Source organism: Xenorhabdus sp. Sc-CR9, from assembly GCF_963897815.1.
In the GTDB taxonomy this organism is placed as follows: domain Bacteria; phylum Pseudomonadota; class Gammaproteobacteria; order Enterobacterales; family Enterobacteriaceae; genus Xenorhabdus.
Genome location: NZ_CAWQTY010000189.1, coordinates 62705 through 80468 on the forward strand (window position 1 = coordinate 62705; position 17764 = coordinate 80468).

The following is a 17764-nucleotide window of genomic DNA, read 5'->3' on the forward strand; positions in this document are numbered from 1 at the left end:
AATAATTAGATAGGTATTATAATCCCTATGTCATCCCCCTTTGTAAACAAGCGTAAATAATGACAAGATCTACATAAATTTACATTAAAATAGCATTTATGTAGATCACTCTTGTTTTCACCATTCAGCATGTTTTTTATCAGGTTCATCTTGAAATAATTATAAAAAATATTATTACCTGATTTAACTATATAATTTATTAACTCTCTAGCCCAGAAGGAGCCTTGATGGAGCATTCGACACCTCTTATCACGACCATTGTTGGCGGTTTTGTTCTCGCCTATCTACTTGGCATGCTTGCACAACGTCTTAAAATCTCGCCTCTAGTAGGATACCTTGTCGCAGGTGTACTCGCGGGGCCTTTTACACCCGGTTTTGTTGCCGATACCTCTCTGGCCCCAGAACTTTCAGAAATTGGCGTGATTCTACTGATGTTTGGTGTCGGTCTGCATTTTTCACTTAAAGATTTGTTAGCTGTCAAATCAATCGCCATACCAGGTGCCATCGCTCAGATTGCTGTAGCAACTTTATTAGGAGCAGGGTTATCAGCACTGCTCGGTTGGGGACTATTCAGTGGCATTGTTTTTGGCCTTTGTCTATCCACCGCCAGTACGGTGGTATTACTCAGGGCATTAGAAGAACGCCAGCTCATTGATAGTCAAAGAGGACAAATAGCCATTGGTTGGTTGATTGTCGAAGATCTGGCAATGGTTCTGGCGTTGGTGTTACTCCCCGCAGCAGCCGGTATTCTGGAGAGCCAGAATGCGAATATTGGTCAGTTATTGCTTGGGTTGTCCATCACAGTCGGCAAAGTGATTGCCTTTATTTTATTGATGATTTTCGTCGGTCGGAGATTAATCCCCTGGATATTGGCGAAAACCGCCAGCACAGGCTCTCGAGAACTCTTTACACTGGCCGTACTGGCAATTGCACTGGGTGTCGCTTATGGTGCAGTAACACTATTTGATGCTTCATTCGCTCTCGGGGCATTTTTCGCTGGTATGGTACTGAATGAGTCAGAACTAAGCCATCGGGCAGCACAAGATACCTTACCACTACGTGATGCCTTCGCAGTGCTTTTCTTCGTCTCTGTCGGCATGCTGTTTGATCCAATGGTTCTGTTCCAACAACCTCTGGCTATTTTAGGAACCCTTGTCATCATTATTATTGGCAAATCACTGGCAGCTATGGTACTAGTCAGAATGTTTGGTCATTCACGGCGTACAGCCTTAACCATCTCTGTGAGCCTTGCTCAAATCGGTGAGTTCGCTTTTATTCTGGCCGGACTTGGCGTTGCGCTAGGATTGTTGGATGGAGAAGCCCGTAACCTTGTACTGGCCGGAGCCATGATTTCCATTATGTTGAATCCTATCCTGTTCAGTTTGTTGGATCGCTATTTGGAAAAGACAGAAACTATTGAAGAGCAGTTACTCGAGGAAACACTGGAAGAAGAAACTCAGATCCCTGTCAATATCTGCGGTCATGCTATCGTAGTCGGTTACGGTCGGGTGGGGCATCTGCTATGCCAACGTTTGCAAGATAGAAACTTCCCAGTCGTCGTGATTGAAGATACACGTGCCCGATTTGAAGAACTGGGAGAAATGGGGATCAGTACAGTGATGGGTAATGCAGCCAATAAAGATACTATGGCTCTGGCGCGGCTCGACTGTGCCTGTACGTTATTTCTGACAATCCCTAATGGTTATGAAGCAGGTGAAATTGTCGCTAATGCCAGAGAAATACGGCCTGATATCAATATCATCGTACGTGCCCATTACGACGATGAAGTCACTTATATTACAGAACGTGGCACTAATCAGATCGTTATTGGCGAACATGAGATAGCAAGGGCGATGGCTGATGCAATGCCTGGAAATTATGAAGCCAGTTGCCCGATAGATCCCCCACAATTAGTTTCCCCAATCGCTCCATCTTCAACAGCATAATTTATTACGCAGGAATATCCCCGTATCTGGGGATATTCCAATGAAAGATTAAGATTTTATATTGATACAATGTACCGATATCAACGTTCCCAGTACGACTCTTCCAAACTATCTTCTTTCTCCGGTAACCCTCGGGTTAAACGTGGAGAATGTTGACTCAATACCTGATAACTGACTCTGTTCGCATACTTACAAACCTGAGCTAACGAGGAGTAAGTTAAATAAGAACGAGTATGTTTGCTGGAGTTCGGCACATTCATACGATGATAACTGTTGGCAGTTATATCATGCAGCAATGCAGATAATGCCCCGTCTCCTGCACCATTAGTATTCATGATTTTTTCAGGCCCCCCCATATAAGGTTCAATGTGGGAGTAGACTCGCACTGGATTCTGGCAATCAACCTTACGCATCGCTCGGCTGAATTCATAACGATTAAATTCCGCAATTGCACCAGGTAGCAGAGGATGCAATGTCTGTCGTTTATATTCTTCTTCTGTATAACCTGCCATGTATAATCCAGCAGGCCCGGCTGTACACAACACCAAATCAACCCAATTAAGCACCATATCTGCTGCCAGCAGAGGATCGCTGAAGCCGGTCAGTTCCTGAGCTTCATCTTCATTCATTGCCACAACAGAAACATTTTCAGCCAGAAAGTCACGCCACCACTGAGGATCATCAGCAATAACGTATTTTGTACCTAATGTCAGTACAACAGGCACATTATATTTCTTCGCATATTCGATGGCTTTCATCGTCGCTTCCGGCATTGGTTCACCAGGCTTGCAACGCACCAAATACGCCGTAATCACTAATGCTGACGCTTCCGCAATAATATGCTCTGGGATATTCTCTGGATGGAGCTGATTCATTAAACCCGGGCTAATAGCAAATGTTCTTTCACCATTTTCCGCCACTAACGTAAAACAACGACCAATTGAGCCGTTAACTCCTTGAAGATGATTCAAATCCATACGGCTGGAAGTATTACACAGATAACAATAGGCATAACTCCCTATTTGGATATTATTGCACATGGCACCAAGCAATACGGATTTGTCATCAGCCAGAACGGAATAATTATGCAAAGTATTACCAATAGTCCCTCCTGCAAATTCATGGCTGATCAGCTTATTATCTGTGAGTTCTTTATAAAGCGTCTCAGCTACATCATCTTCAATAACTAACGAATGTCCCTGGCTCAAGTTATAACGCTGAATAAAACTCTCATCGACTTTAGCTTCAATATCTACCAGTGTTTGGTCAATACCGACGATGTAAGCTCGGTTATTTTCAGTGTCCATCATCTCTTTAATGGGTTGGAGGAGAGGATCTCTTAAACTGACAGGAAAATAGTGTTTAGATTTACGTTTACCAGGGAATTTCATAATTAATTGCTGCTACAGAGCCAAAATATACGACATTTTAGCACAATATAATGTGTCACAATACTGGAGGCAAAGCGAAAACAGAGTGGCATAAATAAAAACAGCCAATGTTATCTTAACATTGGCTGTCAAAAGCGTTAGTTATGGCAAGAAATCACCATTAATAACATTAAGCTTCTTGTTTCCGGCGGCTATTCACCATATGACGCAGCAAAACAAACATGATAGACATAATAAATCCGATAAAGCCAGCACCTATCAGAATCAACAAACGCTTGGGTGAGTCTTTTGACGTTGGTTCATAAGGTTCCTGCATATATTTGAAAGGTTCAAAATTAACCTTATCAATACTCACTTTCTCCAGACTTTTGATATATAACTGACGGTTAAGTAAATCTACATCAATTTTAGTTGGATCAGTAATTTCTTCAGTAATCTGCAACTTACGTTGCAATGCATCCGCACCTAGCGCAATCGAATAATCCGGATCATCCTTGATCACCGCTCCGCCACTCGATGCTGGCTTTTTGATACCGGCAGAGTTAGCAATGGAAATCGCATACTTCAGTCGTTCAATATCTACACTGCGCATGTTAGCGATACGTGATAAATCAAGTTTATACATTTTCTGCGAATAAGCCAGTTTTTGATGAACCATATCATTCAACTCATCTTTCACTTGATCACGAACAATTGAAGAGACAAATTTAATATAACCACTCAACAAATTGTAAGCATCTTGCGCTGTACCAGCACTGAAAGAAAGCCTGGTTTCCTTAAATTCATCATCTTCCTTAGGCGAAGAAGAATTGATACTTTTATTGACAACTTGCTCGATAAGTCTTCTTTTTTCCTGTTCAGAATGATCATCACTCTTAGCAAGCAATTCCTTGAAATAATTAGTATTGACCAAATAGTCTTCACGCGATACACGTGAATTAAAGTTCTCAATAAAACGCTCATACAACATTTCTTCGGTCACTTTCGGTTCAAGACTTAGAACGTGCAAACCCGTTAACTCATCTTTCAATGGCTGAAACTCTTCCAGACTCGGTTTAACCACAGCGGCTGTACTAGTCCATTTTTGTGGCAAAGATGATGCAACACCGAAGCCAATAACTGCAAAAATAAAAGATACCGCAATGATCAAATATTTTGATTGGAAAATTACGGAGAATAATTCAAACAAATCAATTTCATCTTCCTGCGCCAGATGATGATAGTCTGAATGTTCCGCATAAAAATCGGGATGCTTAATAGGTTTATCACTCATTATCTATATGTCCAATCCAAATAATTTTGTTTTTCATTGATATGCAAGCTTTTTTTCGCTTACAATCATTATCGATTTAAGAACAATGTCATTAAAAATCATATAATTACTGACGTTTGTCACTCATTTTGGCAGATAAAACTGCATAACAAACAGTTGAAAATTATTTAATAATAGTATTTATCAACTTTTCGAGCAGCAAAATGTGCGCTTCATTATCATTAAGTGCTGGGATATATTCAAACTTTTTCCCGCCCGCACTTAAAAAGATAGTTTTATTCTGTTGCTTGATTTCTTCCAATGTTTCCAAACAATCCGCTGAAAATCCTGGGCATACTACTTGAATATGCTCCACTCCCTGATCTGGCAAAGATGCCATTGTTTTATCTGTATAAGGTGATAGCCATGGTAAGCGACCAAAACGAGATTGATATGTCATCATAATTCTATCAGCCGGATAGTCCAATGCTTCAATCAACAATTTGGTCGTTGCTTCGCAATCCAGCGGATAAATATCCCCCATCGTGGCCAGACGTTCAGGGATCCCATGGTAGGAAAGGAGCAGACGATCCGGCCGACCATGTTTTTCAAAACTCTGTTCAATGGTTTCTTTTAATGCCGCAATATAAGTAGGTTCCGTGGCATAACTACGGATGAAATGCAGATTAGGGAACGTGTGATACCCCTGCAATATTTTACTGATACTATCAAATACCGCAGCAGAAGTAGTACTGGAATATTGGGGATAAAGTGGCAATATAATCAAATTATCAATGCCTTGTTGCAACAAATTATCAATGGCCTGAGACAAAGAAGACGAACCATAAGTCATGCCCAAAACAACAGGGATACCCGCTAATTTTTCATCCAATAACTTTTGCTGACGGCGACCATAAACCAGTAGAGGAGATCCCTCTTCCGTCCAAATTTCTTGGTAAAGTTTGGCAACACGAGAAGAACGAAAAGGAAGAATAAGGCCGTACAGTATAGGTTTCCAAATTAATGGTGGGATATCAACGACTCTTCTATCACTCAGAAACTTCGCCAGATAACGTCTTACTGCTGCTGGTGTTGGTGCATCTGGCGTCCCAAGATTTACCAATAGGACACCATACTTCTTACTACTCATTCCTAGGTGCTCCATTTAAATACCTGACAGCCTAGTATAAGGCATGATTAATAGCCATATGTAACATTTCATGGAATGGTATACAAAAAAGTCAGGCGGTACAAATACCACCTGACTATTCTGGCAATTCAAGATATAACTATTTAGAAATACGCTAAATCATTCACCCAGAATGCTGGCTAATTCTGCGCTCACTTCGGATACCTGACGGGTACCATCAAGTTTAAAGTATTTTGTGTTACCTTCCTGTGCTTCTTTTTGGTAATAAGAGACCAAAGGCGCAGTTTGTGCGTGGTATTCAACTAAGCGTTTGCGGACGGTATCTTCCTGATCATCTTTCCGGATAGTCAGTTCTTCACCAGTTGCGTCATCTTTGTTTTCTACTTTTGGTGGATTGAATTTGATATGGTAAACACGGCCTGATGGTGCATGCACTCGACGACCGATAATACGTTCAACGATGATTTCATCGGGAACATCAAATTCCAGAACCGAATCAATTTTGATACCCGCTTCTTTCATCGCATCAGCTTGTGGAATAGTACGCGGGAATCCATCCAACAAGAAGCCATTACGGCAATCATCTTGTTTGATGCGCTCTTTAACCAAGGCAATGACTAATTCATCAGTCACCAGCTTGCCATTATCCATCAACTCCTTTGCCTGCAAACCCAGCTCTGTACCCGCTTTTACTGCGGCACGCAGCATGTCACCTGTCGAAATCTGAGGGATCCCATATTTCTCCATTATAAATTGGGCCTGAGTCCCCTTACCGGCGCCTGGTGCGCCCAGCAGAATAATACGCATCGCGTAAATCCCCTTGCTATTTGCTTTTCGTATTTTTAAAGAAAACGAACCACCATACCACTTGAATGGGGAGTGGCTCAAGAAAACAGGTAAACGTTTTCGCGTTATACAAAAATAAACCACGCTCCATTTTTCCATGGAAGCGTGGTTATTTATCGCGATCTCAATGAAATTATACTTTTTCAGTTAATAACAATTGATTCATTCGACGAATGAATTGGTTTGGATCATCCAGTGTGCCACGCTCTGCAAACAGAGCTTGATCCAGCAACAATTCTATCCAATCAGCAAATTGAGCATCATCATGAACATCTGATGCTTTTTTAACCAAATCATGTTCTGGGTTAAGTTCAAAGTTATAGCTCACTTCCGGCACAGACTGGCCTGCTGCTGCAAATAACTTCGCCATTTGAGTACTCATTCCATTGGCATCAGTTGTTACAATTGCCGGCGTATCAGTCAAACGGTGAGTCAGTTTTACTTCTTTCACGCGCTCACCCAACAGGGTCTTCACACGCTCAACGAACGGCTCCAATTTTTTATCTGCTTCTTCCTGCTCTGCTTTATTTTCATCCGCCAGTTTATCGAGAGATTCATCAGCTTTGCTAACAGACTGGAATGATTTACCATCAAATTCTGTCAGATGGCTCATCATCCATTCGTCGATACGGTCAGACAGCAGCAGTACTTCAATGCCTTTCTTGCGGAACAATTCCAAATGTGGGCTATTTTTAGCCGCAGCATAGCTATCTGCAGTGATGTAATAAATCTTCTCCTGCCCTTCTGCCATGCGACCAATATAATCTTCCAGAGAAACGATTTGTTCTGAAGAATCATTGTGAGTTGTAGCAAAGCGCAAAAGTTTAGCAATGGTTTCTTTATTTGAACCATCTTCAGCCGGCCCTTCTTTCAGCACTAAACCGAATTGCTGCCAGAAAGTCTGGTATTTTTCTGTATCATCTTTTGCCAGTTTATCCAGCATCTGCAATACACGTTTAGTCAGTGCACTGCGCAAGTTACGAGTAATTGTGCTGTCTTGCAGAATTTCACGGGAAACGTTTAACGGCAGATCGTTGGAATCGATCAGGCCACGGACAAAACGCAAATAATTCGGCATGAATTGTTCAGCTTCATCCATGATGAATACGCGTTGAACATATAATTTCAAACCATGTTTATGTTCACGGTTCCACATATCCCATGGCGCTTGAGAAGGGATATACAACAGGCTGGTATATTCCTGTTTACCTTCAACACGGTTATGGCTCCAGATCAGAGAGTCGGCAAAGTCATGAGAGATATGCTTATAAAACTCTTGGTATTCTTCATCACTGATTTCTGCTCTACCGCGAGTCCACAAAGCTTGGGCTTTATTGATTTTTTCCCATGTGATTGTAACCGAGTCGTCTTCTTCATTTTTAGTTTGAGTTTCAATCTCAACAGGTAAAGCAATGTGATCAGAATACTTGCCGATGATAGAACGAAGACGCCAGTCATTGAGGAATTCGCTTTCGCTGTCACGCAGATGCAAGGTGATTTCTGTACCTCGCTCTGCTTTTTCAATATCAGCAATAGTATAATCACCTTCCCCCGTTGATTCCCAGAATACGCCTTGATCAGCCGCAGCACCAGCTACACGGGTGCGTACAGTAACTTTATCCGCAACGATAAATGCAGAGTAGAAACCTACACCGAATTGGCCAATCAATTGGCTGTCTTTTGCCTGATCAGAACCGATGGATTCAAGAAATGCTTTAGTGCCGGATTTTGCAATCGTTCCCAGATTATCGATGACTTCATCACGGGACATACCGATACCATTATCACTGATGGTGATGGTTTTTTGCTCTTTATCACAAGCTAGACGAACGCGTAATTCACCATTATTTTCATACAGATCAGGTGTAGACAATGCACGGAAACGCAATTTGTCAGCCGCATCAGAGGCATTCGAAATCAGTTCACGAAGAAAAATTTCTTTGTTGGAGTAGAGAGAGTGGATCATCAACTGCAACAGTTGTTTGACTTCAGACTGAAATCCACGGGTTTCCTGACCTTTCATGTTCATTTATTACCTCAATCTAAATCCAGTTCAGATATGTAAAATCGGATGATGGTAATCAAATGGGGATAGATCTGGAGAGTTTCAAGTTAGAAAAACAAGAAGAATGAAAAATTTAGTTTGATGAGTGCGTAAATCTGTTATGGATGGCGGCATTAACCGCAGCACCATCCATTGAATTTTCCCATTTGAATTAGGGGAATAAATCACAAATCAGTGATTTTTTGACGGCCAGCCAGTGAATGAGACAAGGTCGTGCCATCCACCATTTCAAGCTCACCACCCACAGGAACCCCGTGAGCAATTCGGCTGGCTGTCACACCATACTGAGAGCAGATTTCTGCAATATAGTTTGCCGTTGCCTCTCCTTCGACGGTTGGGTTCGTTGCCAGAATGACTTCTGACAACGTTTCAGCAAATAATCGTTCTTCTAAACGATCCAAACCAATATCCATTGGCCCGATACCATCCAAAGGTGATAAGTGCCCCATCAGGACAAAGTAGCGTCCCGCAAATTGACCTGTCTGCTCAATGGCATGAATGTCAGCAGGGCTTTCTACCACACAGATCTGTCCATTTTGCTGACGACGGGGATTAGCGCAAATCGTACACTGTTCCTGTTCAGTGAATGTCCGGCAATCTTGACAATGGCCAATTTCAGACATCGCTCTCGTCAGTGACTGTGCTAACCGCATTCCCCCACTACGATTCCGCTGCAATAGGTGAAATGCCATCCGCTGAGCAGATTTAGGGCCTACGCCGGGCAAACAGCGTAGTGCTTCCATCAATGATTCAAGAAGAGGGCTGGTTTGCATCAGAATGGCATCTTAAAGCCTGGTGGCAATTGCATTCCATTGGAAACACCGGCCATTTTCTCTTTCTGGGTTTCTTCAATACGGCGAGCCGCATCATTGAACGCAGCAGCGATCAGATCTTCCAACATGTCTTTGTCATCGTCCATCAGACTTGGATCGATTTCTACACGACGGCAGTTGTGTGCGCCATTAATAGTGATTTTCACCAGACCCGCACCGGATTCCCCCGTCACTTCCAGGCTTGCAATTTCTTCCTGCATTTTTTGCATTTTTTCTTGCATCTGCTGGGCCTGTTTCATCAAATTACCCAAACCACCTTTACCAAACATAATTCTCTCTCTTCGCTATAGCCACAGCATAAAGATACACTGCGGCGGTTAAACAGGCCGGATACTTTCTTCATCTAATTCTGCATCAAATAGCTGCTGAAGTGTTTGAATCGTTCTATCCGAAATAATGGATTGGCGCGCTTGTGCCAATTTTTCTTCATAAATGGCTTGTCGCCATTCCAGAGGCGTTTTTACCGCAGGATTATCATCTTCAATGATACTGAGTTCAATAGGTTTTCCATGCAATGCACTTAATGCTTCAGCCAATGATTCCTGTGCCGATGCCGAATTAAGATGGCGCTGCTTTGAACGCAAATGCAGACAGAACCGAGTTTCATCCATCTGTTCTCTAAATGCATTTAACGCGACCTGCTGAACTAATTTTGGAATATTCAGTTTATCAATTTCCGCTGCCCATGAATCCCTTTGTATCGATTCGACAACCAGTTTTACGGCTAATTCTGCTGTTTTTTCATGCTCAAGCGCCGCTTTTATCGCTTTTGGCGTTGTTACCGGTGATTGTTTTTCTTCAACATGCGCATTTGTGGCTCGCCAGCGATACGCCTCTTTCTTTATCGGTTTAGGCTCTTGTGTTTTAGGAATATATGATTGAGGGCGCTGCTCAGCCACCGCCACCAATCTCTCCAGAGCCGAACTTGCCGGCTTAGCCTTCGCAGACTCTGCCGGCTCAGGCTTTTTTGGTGGAGTTTGTCCTTGACGAGTAAGTGAACTCCTCGCTTGCAATAATTTTGCTGTCGGACTGCTTGCCATAGACTCGCTGTCCGTTGATTGAAGTGTTCTCTGTTCAGGGTTCTCATTTGCCCGGTTATTTGGGATTTGCTGAACCGGAGATACAGGTGCTGATACTATTGGCACCAAGGGCCTTTCCACTGTAGGTGGTGGTGTTTCATCAATGACCGTTTTGGGGTGAAATGCCAAAGCTCGCAATAACGCCATCTCAACCCCCATTCGACGCTCTGGGGCATAAGGGAGTTCTTTGCGCCCAACCAATAATGCCTGATAATAAACTTGCAAATCAGTAGGGGAAATCGATCTTGCCAGCAAACGCAAACGCCCTTCTACCGAAGAAGGATCATTCTCAGGTTGCTGAGGTAATAATTGAAGCATCGCAATGCGATGCAACAACGACAGTGTTTCGACTAACAAGTTTTCCCAATCCATACCTCGGGATGCAACTTGCTCAACCAAAGCCATCACTTGTTGGCCATCAGCACGAACCAACGCTTCGATCATCTCCAATGGTTGGGCATCATCCAATGTTCCCAGCATCTGGCTGACAATATCAGATGTCAGTTTGCCTCCGCCAAGAGCAATAGCCTGATCGGTTAAACTCAAGGCATCACGCATACTGCCATCCGCAGCACGGGCAAGAAGCTGTCGGGCACGAACATCACTTTCTATTTGTTCCGCATTCAGAACATGCTCCAATTGATTGCTGATTTGATTCACATCAAGCGCCTTCAAATGGAATTGCAAACAACGCGAAAGAATAGTTACGGGCAGTTTCTGTGGATCTGTCGTTGCCAAAAGGAATTTCACATGCTCAGGCGGCTCTTCCAATGTCTTCAACAAAGCATTGAAGCTATGGCGAGAGAGCATATGAACTTCGTCAATAAGATAAACTTTGAAACGGCCTCGGGCCGGAGCATACTGAACATTGTCCAGTAGTTCACGGGTATCCTCTACTTTTGTTCGGGAAGCTGCATCGATTTCAATCAGATCGACAAATCTCCCCTGTTCAATTTCGAGACAGTTTACACACTGACCACACGGAGTCCTTGTAATACCCTTTTCGCAATTCAGTCCTTTTGCCAACAGACGTGCGATTGTGGTTTTACCTACACCTCGAGTGCCGGAAAAAAGATAAGCGTGATGGAGACGCTGGTGTTCAAGACCATTCGCCAATGCAGTCAACACATGTTGCTGACCGATCACGTCAGAAAATATTTGTGGGCGCCACTTACGGGCAAGTACCTGATAGCTCATGAATACCGAGGAAATTGAACATGACTGACTATCATGCTAGCACAGCCTCACCATGAACGGCGAGGCTGATGTATCAATAATGCGAAAATGAGAACAATCAGTGACCGGGAAACTCAATGATTGTATAGCTATCAATGCCTTGTTTTTTCAAGCGTTCGGTGCCACCCAAATCCGGTAACCCAATAATGAACGCTGCTTCTGAAACTTCCCCCCGCAAACGGCGGATCAGGCGTACCGTAGCTTCAATCGTACCACCCGTTGCAAGTAGATCATCAATGACCAGGACTTTTTCCCCCTCATTGATACTGTCCTTATGGATTTCCAACGTATCAGTACCATATTCCAGATCGTAAGTTTCACTTAACGTCTCACGCGGTAACTTACCTTTTTTACGGACAGGAACAAAACCGACACCCAGACGCAGCGCAACAGGAGCACCGAATAAAAAACCACGAGCTTCAGTACCAACAATTTTCGTGATGCCTTTTCCTTGATAATGCGCAACTAATAGATCTATTGTAGCTTGGTACGCAGCAGGATTATCCAGTAATGTGGTAATGTCACGAAAAAGTATTCCCGCTTTTGGATAATCAGGAATTGTTTCAATACTATCTTTAATTAATTGCAGTTGTTGTGCGTTAGCGGTCATAATCAATGCCAGCCAGTTTATAAAAAACGAAAACGGTAAAATTTATTCAAACTATTGAAAAAAAGCAACTGTAATCCAAATTACAGCCTATATTTTGTTGATCTAGGTCAAGCTCCGCGTCTATCAAATAGGATGACATCGTGGCCAAATAAGATAGGCCAACGAAATCGCCTTTAACGAACAGATTATTAACGATAACGAGATACTGATGAGCATACAAAATTTATTAAATGCACTTGAAAAACAAATCAGTATTCTGGAAAAAGACCTCACTTTATTACACGATACGCCTTTTTCCATCGCACGTTTTGATCGGACACTATTCCACCATCATAGCAACAAACTCAGTGGATACATGCAAGAAATTAAACAAAATATGGGGCAGTTAAAAGCTTGTGTAAACGACTATCGTATTGAACAGGTTAAATTCCTTTCTGAACGCTTGGTAACACAAATTGAGGCATTGAAGCGTGAAATAGCAACCCAAACGCTGCGAAAACAGGAAGATAAATTTGAACACCGATCACAACAACGCGATCTTTATCAACGTCTGGCAGAGCACCAAGATTATGAACGCCGTTTAATTGCAATGATCGATGACAGAGAATTGCAATTAAATAAGCAAGTTATACTAGCCAACAGGTCTAAATTGCAAAGAGAAATCGCAGCTCTGGCAGGAAGGCTTGCCCGCTGTCGTCAGGCACTGATGCGTATCGAAAAATCAATAGAAAAACAAGAACATTCAGATTAACCAGAAGGATAAAAAGACCGTTATGACTCTTGAACAAGCATCACCTGAAGTACAACTGGCAGTAGATCTTATTTACCTGCTCGAATGCAATGAAATTTCCCCTGCCATCGCACTAGCTGCATTAGAGATAGCCAAACACGATTTTCAGGGGAAACTGAAAAAACAGTCTCAACAACCTGAGAAATAAGTAAAACTAATTCCTATTTCATCAGGCTTCATTTTTTAAAAACGACCATCTGGGTGGTGGTTATCACCATTTAATGGTTTCTGCACCTCTTGCAAGCTATCACCTTGCCCATTGTGCAAGTAAACTTCTAACTGGTTAAATGCGATGTTGATACCATTTTCCCGACATAATTTATCGATACTGCGGTTTATTTCATCCACTGTGCGACTGCGATCGCCCAATTCTCGAACATAGAGCCTTAATTCATGATCCAATGTACTGGAACCGAAACTCATAAAATAGACTTGTGGCCCCGGTTCGCTCATTACTCGGGAATTATCGTTTGCTGCTTTTAACAAAATCTCTTTTACCTTATCAAGATCAGAGCCATATGCGACACCAACCTTAATGATAATCCGCGTGACAGTATCGGAAAGTGTCCAGTTGATTAACCGTTCCGTTACAAATGCACGATTAGGGATAATCACTTCCTTGCGATCAAAATCTGTGATTGTTGTCGCACGAATACGGATTTTACTGACCGAACCAGAGTAAGTTCCTATTGTTACTGTATCTCCAATACGAACGGGGCGCTCAAACAAAATAATCAGGCCTGAAACAAAGTTAGCAAAGATTTCCTGCAAACCAAAACCTAACCCAACTGAAAGAGCTGCCGCCAGCCACTGTAATTTATTCCATGAAACACCCAGAGTTCCTAGAGCAGTAATTCCTCCAACACCCATGATTAAGTAAGTCAATGTTGTCTTAATGGCATATGAGGAACCTTGCTGTAATTGCAGACGAGAAAGCACCAAGACTTCCAATAATCCCGGCAGATTTCTCATCATGACCCATGCGATCACAAGCATTGCTATCGATAGCATCAAGTCTTTCAGGGTAACGTATTTCAGAACATTTCCCAGTTCTGTTGTTGTGCTGTATTGCCACAGATTGATCCTGTCGAGGTAAGAAAACACCGTCACCAAATCAGACCAAATCCAATAAAACGCTCCCAGGAAGACCAAAAACAGTACCATCGTCGTCAAACGCAATGACTGCTGGTTAATCTGATCCAAAGCCATTGGGGGTTCTTCCACAACTTCACCTTCTGCCCCTTCTTTCGCCAGGGACTGACGACGGGCAACAGCCCGCTGATAGGCAATGCGGCGAGCGGCAATACTCAATCCCCGTAAGCAAGCCTGATAACTGATATGCCAGAAAAACAGTAAATACAGGCTGTAAAGCCAACGTTCTGCCAAGCGCAAAGTCGTGTAGAAATAGCCGGATACCATCAATACCATTAGTACCAATGGTGCAAACGTCAATGCTGTCACCACGATAGTGCGAATCATGTGTGAATTCTTTTCACGCCATATATACCGACAGAATGGAAAAATAAAAAAGAAAAGCAAGAATAGGCAAATAAATACAATACACTGACCAATGACATCATCAGACAATCTCAGGGGATGTTTTGCACCCAATGTTATCCAGAATAAAATAGGCAGTAATGCTATCGATAAACGTACAAGATTTTTGCGAAATAAAATGCAGACCGCTCTGTCCAGAAAAAAATGACTCTCTCCAATTCCATCTTTGGTAAGAATTTGGTAACTACAACTATATATAATCCAAAATAATGCCAATTGACGGGAAAACCCCCAAATCAAATCATCCAGGTTATCACCTGATTTCGAATACCAATAACCTATTGCCAGAACGATAAAAGCCAGTGGTAATGTTTTTATCAGTGTCAGAATCAATGCCAGTGGCGTGTGTAATTGGCTATCACGATGAAATTGCCCCACTTCATCTGCAATTTTCTTCAACTGTTCATTAATGCCTTTGGTCTGCCAACGTAAAAATAAGCCAACCAGTATGAGAGGGATAACGAAATGGATGGAATCTTTTAGCCCAGTGATAAGCCCACTGAAGTTAAATCGAACATTTAAGTGGCTCAATTCTCCCTGAATCAGTCCGGGCAGGGATTTCAGCCAAACTAAGTTCATCGGTTTGTTACTGTTCACCCAAAAAATCTGCTGAACAAGCGTTTGTTCCAACGAATGGGTAACATCCAACAACTCCTGTTGATCCATCTGTAAGTTGATGGCATGAGTAATTTGGTTTCCTAACTGATCATTTAGCTGATCCAGAAGCCCACGGCGAACATCCACAACCTTATTGAGGGCATTGTGAATTTCTTCCATCATCTCAGCGGATTCGTTCTTTATTTTATTGTGACTATCTTTCAATAAATCGACGATATAGTCATCATTCTGATAAATAAGATCCCGTTCCTGAGTAATTTCAAACTGCTCCAGACGCAAGTCAGCAATTTTTGTCGGCAAATCTTTTGTCAGAATATCCTGAGGGACTTTCAACTGTTCTTGAAATAAAATACGCGATAATAATAAGCTGCCACGTAATACCTTGACCTGCTCTTTTAAATTCCGCTCGGATTGAATGATTCTTTCCAGATAATTTTTGACACTAATATTTTTCTGGAACAACTGATTGTTGTCTCGTGTTGCCGCAATCAATCGTTCACTGAGTTCATGGTTATTTTCAATTTCCTGCTGAATCAGTGGATTATCCTGAATATGTGAATTTTTTCCGTCCTGATTTTGGGCTTCTTTAGCTGTTTCTTCAGATATGCTCAGGCGTTTTCCACTCAACACATTTTGAATAAATTCGACGTAATTCTCCAGTTGTCTAATCTGATACGTCGTATAATCCCTTTGCTGTCGCAGGAGCACCTGCAACTGAATATTCGCTTGCAAGGATGTTTTTTGAAACGCATTTTGATACATCAAGAAAGATTGTTCTACCTGCAACAACTCCATTTGGGTACGACTGTATTCTGGTTGTTCAGTCAATGCACTATTAAGTTGATTACGAATTTGCTGTAATCTCTGCATGTTTTGAAACAACACGTTTTGTGCTCGTTCTGGCTGTGTTTGCAACCCAATCAACTGACTATTGTAGCTTCCAAGATTTTCCTGTGCCTGTTGCAAACTATTCCATGTAGTATTTAGCTTCGCTTCAAGCTGTTTAAGAGATAATCTTTCCAGCGCCTCTATGTATTCATTTTTATCTTGCTGAGTGCTACTTTTCAGGTTTTCTAATTTAGTCATAACCTGACGTGCTTTTTGTGGCGCTTCTTGCCAATTTTTGTGAAGTAGCTCGGTATCCAACTTCACTTGTTCTATCCTGTCAAAGAAAGAAAGTGTTTTTTCCAAATCAGATATGGATACTCTTTCTTCAACCGTATGTTCCTTACGTTCTGTCAGGCTCTTAAGCTGGTTTTGAATATCGTTACGGGTTGGGACATCGCTACTGAATGCCGCACTTGCAGGAGAAAATAGAGATGACAGGAGAAAAAACAGACTTATCATCAACGCAAAGCGAAAAAATAATTTATCGGAGAGTTTGCTACACGAACTCCCCTTATTAAGCAAAATACCCAAATATCGGTTAGCTGGAACCATGAATTCATCTACTCATTATTTGCAGATAATGGAATAATGCCAGCCCGCTAATTCCTCTGGCATCCGTGCAGGTTTTGCACAATTTCACTTCGACATTTTGAGCCGTCAAAATTTCTAACATCTGTTTTAAATTATAACCTTCTTTGGGAATTTGCCCGGCTAGACCAGCAATCACAGCATCAGACATTAAGAACAATTTTAATTCGTTTTGAGGCTTCTGCTCTTTGAGTGCAATGGATAATCTCAACGCGTTAAAAAATTTTCTTCGCGATTCCGCACGTGGAGACTATATTTAAGTGTGTCGATAAAGCTGTCCACCAGATACGCTGACTGCTCTTGAATATTAAAACTGTCCGGTGCGAATGACCAGTTTTCCAATAATCCCGTCATCAATGCTTTCAGCATTATCGCAGAACGTCTGAGATCTAGGTTATAAGGTAATTCTCCAGATTGAATGCACGCTTCCAACGCTTTTTCAATTCTTTCGTAATCGGAAATACATGCCTCCCGAAGCTCCTCCGCTAATGAAGACATTTCTCCTACGAACTCACATTTATGGAAAAAAATTTCCATCAACAGGTGACTTTGAGGATCATCCATCATCATTCCTAACATAAAAATTAATAAAGATCTCAACGCCAGGAGTGGATTATTAGGGTATTTTGCTTGATACTCTTTCTCTAATGCGTCTATTTTATCTTCTGGAATTTTACAAACAATGGAAAGTAAATCCGTTTTATTTTTAAAATGCCAATAAATTGCTCCACGCGTTACACCAGCTGCTGTTGCGATATCTGCCAATGAAGTAGCAGAAACACCACGCTCAGAAAAAGTCTTTATCGCAGCGTCTATGATTTGTTGACGAGTTTTTTTTGCTTGTTGTTTAGTTTTTCGTGCCATTTTCGTGCCATAAACTTTGTTTTTGACTGAGGCTGATTTACATACATTCAT

At 42.0% G+C, this 17764-nt stretch carries 15 protein-coding genes; 3 read left to right on the forward strand and 12 right to left on the reverse strand.

What is annotated here, in order from left to right; all coding sequences use genetic code 11:
* Positions 1-227 precede the first annotated feature (227 nt).
* A complete protein-coding gene (gene ybaL, locus AACQ81_RS13370) occupies positions 228-1946 on the forward strand; it encodes a YbaL family putative K(+) efflux transporter (protein WP_237385507.1) in 1719 nt (572 codons plus the stop codon).
* 80 nt (positions 1947-2026) lie between these two features.
* On the opposite strand, the gene AACQ81_RS13375 is transcribed toward ybaL, so the two are convergent.
* The 9 genes from AACQ81_RS13375 to apt all read right to left on the reverse strand — a co-directional run bounded on the left by AACQ81_RS13375 (position 2027) and on the right by apt (position 12408).
* The gene (locus AACQ81_RS13375; protein WP_237385508.1) at positions 2027-3337 is read right to left on the reverse strand and encodes an inosine/guanosine kinase; all 1311 of its coding nucleotides are present in this window, start codon (positions 3335-3337) and stop codon (positions 2027-2029) included.
* Between the two features lie 169 nt (positions 3338-3506).
* A complete protein-coding gene (gene wzz(fepE), locus AACQ81_RS13380; protein WP_237385509.1) occupies positions 3507-4610 on the reverse strand; it encodes an LPS O-antigen length regulator Wzz(fepE) in 1104 nt (367 codons plus the stop codon).
* 163 nt (positions 4611-4773) lie between these two features.
* A complete protein-coding gene (gene hemH, locus AACQ81_RS13385; protein ID WP_237385510.1) occupies positions 4774-5739 on the reverse strand; it encodes a ferrochelatase in 966 nt (321 codons plus the stop codon).
* Positions 5740-5898: 159 nt separating this feature from the next.
* Positions 5899-6546 carry an adenylate kinase gene (gene adk / locus AACQ81_RS13390; RefSeq protein WP_237385511.1) on the reverse strand — a complete coding sequence of 216 codons (648 nt, stop codon included), beginning with the start codon at positions 6544-6546 and terminating at the stop codon, positions 5899-5901.
* A gap of 172 nt (positions 6547-6718) precedes the next feature.
* Positions 6719-8608, reverse strand: a complete 1890-nt coding sequence (gene htpG / locus AACQ81_RS13395; RefSeq protein WP_237385556.1) for a molecular chaperone HtpG — start codon at positions 8606-8608, stop codon at positions 6719-6721.
* Between the two features lie 206 nt (positions 8609-8814).
* Entirely contained in the window at positions 8815-9423 is a 609-nt protein-coding gene (gene recR / locus AACQ81_RS13400) for a recombination mediator RecR (protein WP_237385512.1), read from the reverse strand.
* A complete protein-coding gene (locus AACQ81_RS13405; RefSeq protein ID WP_237385513.1) occupies positions 9423-9752 on the reverse strand; it encodes a YbaB/EbfC family nucleoid-associated protein in 330 nt (109 codons plus the stop codon). Before AACQ81_RS13405 ends, recR begins: the two co-directional genes overlap by 1 nt.
* 48 nt (positions 9753-9800) lie before the next feature.
* Positions 9801-11759 carry a DNA polymerase III subunit gamma/tau gene (gene dnaX, locus AACQ81_RS13410; protein ID WP_237385514.1) on the reverse strand — a complete coding sequence of 653 codons (1959 nt, stop codon included), beginning with the start codon at positions 11757-11759 and terminating at the stop codon, positions 9801-9803.
* Positions 11760-11856: 97 nt separating this feature from the next.
* The gene (gene apt, locus AACQ81_RS13415; protein WP_092551258.1) at positions 11857-12408 is read right to left on the reverse strand and encodes an adenine phosphoribosyltransferase; all 552 of its coding nucleotides are present in this window, start codon (positions 12406-12408) and stop codon (positions 11857-11859) included.
* 208 nt (positions 12409-12616) lie between these two features.
* Here apt and priC point away from each other — a divergent pair, with 208 nt between their 5' ends.
* Both priC and rsmS read left to right on the forward strand, forming a co-directional pair.
* The gene (gene priC, locus AACQ81_RS13420; protein ID WP_237385515.1) at positions 12617-13159 is read left to right on the forward strand and encodes a primosomal replication protein PriC; all 543 of its coding nucleotides are present in this window, start codon (positions 12617-12619) and stop codon (positions 13157-13159) included.
* 22 nt (positions 13160-13181) lie between these two features.
* On the forward strand, positions 13182-13346 hold the full coding sequence (gene rsmS, locus AACQ81_RS13425) for a pleiotropic regulatory protein RsmS (RefSeq protein WP_237385516.1): 165 nt from the start codon (positions 13182-13184) through the stop codon (positions 13344-13346).
* Positions 13347-13381: 35 nt separating this feature from the next.
* Here the strand turns inward: rsmS and mscK are convergent, their stop codons facing one another.
* Genes mscK through acrR form a run of 3 tightly spaced genes read right to left on the reverse strand, consistent with a single transcriptional unit; the run spans position 13382 to position 17713 of the window.
* Positions 13382-16813 carry a mechanosensitive channel MscK gene (gene mscK / locus AACQ81_RS13430; protein WP_237385517.1) on the reverse strand — a complete coding sequence of 1144 codons (3432 nt, stop codon included), beginning with the start codon at positions 16811-16813 and terminating at the stop codon, positions 13382-13384.
* 4 nt (positions 16814-16817) lie between these two features.
* Entirely contained in the window at positions 16818-17060 is a 243-nt protein-coding gene (locus AACQ81_RS13435; RefSeq protein WP_237385518.1) for a DsrE family protein, read from the reverse strand.
* Positions 17057-17713: a multidrug efflux transporter transcriptional repressor AcrR gene (gene acrR / locus AACQ81_RS13440; RefSeq protein WP_237385519.1), complete on the reverse strand. Its 657-nt coding sequence runs from the start codon at positions 17711-17713 to the stop codon at positions 17057-17059. Before acrR ends, AACQ81_RS13435 begins: the two co-directional genes overlap by 4 nt.
* Positions 17714-17764 lie beyond the last annotated feature (51 nt).

Bases quoted from the DNA above. Each gene is read 5' to 3' on its own strand.
- hemH (WP_237385510.1), bottom strand. From the start codon at position 5,739: ATGAGTAGTAAGAAGTATGGTGTCCTATTGGTAAATCTTGGGACGCCA.
- htpG (WP_237385556.1), bottom strand. From the start codon at position 8,608: ATGAAAGGTCAGGAAACCCGTGGATTTCAGTCTGAAGTCAAACAACTG.
- apt (WP_092551258.1), bottom strand. From the start codon at position 12,408: ATGACCGCTAACGCACAACAACTGCAATTAATTAAAGATAGTATTGAA.
- mscK (WP_237385517.1), bottom strand. From the start codon at position 16,813: ATGGTTCCAGCTAACCGATATTTGGGTATTTTGCTTAATAAGGGGAGT.
- acrR (WP_237385519.1), bottom strand. From the start codon at position 17,713: ATGGCACGAAAAACTAAACAACAAGCAAAAAAAACTCGTCAACAAATC.
- recR (WP_237385512.1), bottom strand. From the start codon at position 9,423: ATGCAAACCAGCCCTCTTCTTGAATCATTGATGGAAGCACTACGCTGT.
- rsmS (WP_237385516.1), top strand. From the start codon at position 13,182: ATGACTCTTGAACAAGCATCACCTGAAGTACAACTGGCAGTAGATCTT.
- dnaX (WP_237385514.1), bottom strand. From the start codon at position 11,759: ATGAGCTATCAGGTACTTGCCCGTAAGTGGCGCCCACAAATATTTTCT.
- priC (WP_237385515.1), top strand. From the start codon at position 12,617: ATGAGCATACAAAATTTATTAAATGCACTTGAAAAACAAATCAGTATT.
- adk (WP_237385511.1), bottom strand. From the start codon at position 6,546: ATGCGTATTATTCTGCTGGGCGCACCAGGCGCCGGTAAGGGGACTCAG.
- AACQ81_RS13375 (WP_237385508.1), bottom strand. From the start codon at position 3,337: ATGAAATTCCCTGGTAAACGTAAATCTAAACACTATTTTCCTGTCAGT.
- AACQ81_RS13405 (WP_237385513.1), bottom strand. From the start codon at position 9,752: ATGTTTGGTAAAGGTGGTTTGGGTAATTTGATGAAACAGGCCCAGCAG.
- ybaL (WP_237385507.1), top strand. From the start codon at position 228: ATGGAGCATTCGACACCTCTTATCACGACCATTGTTGGCGGTTTTGTT.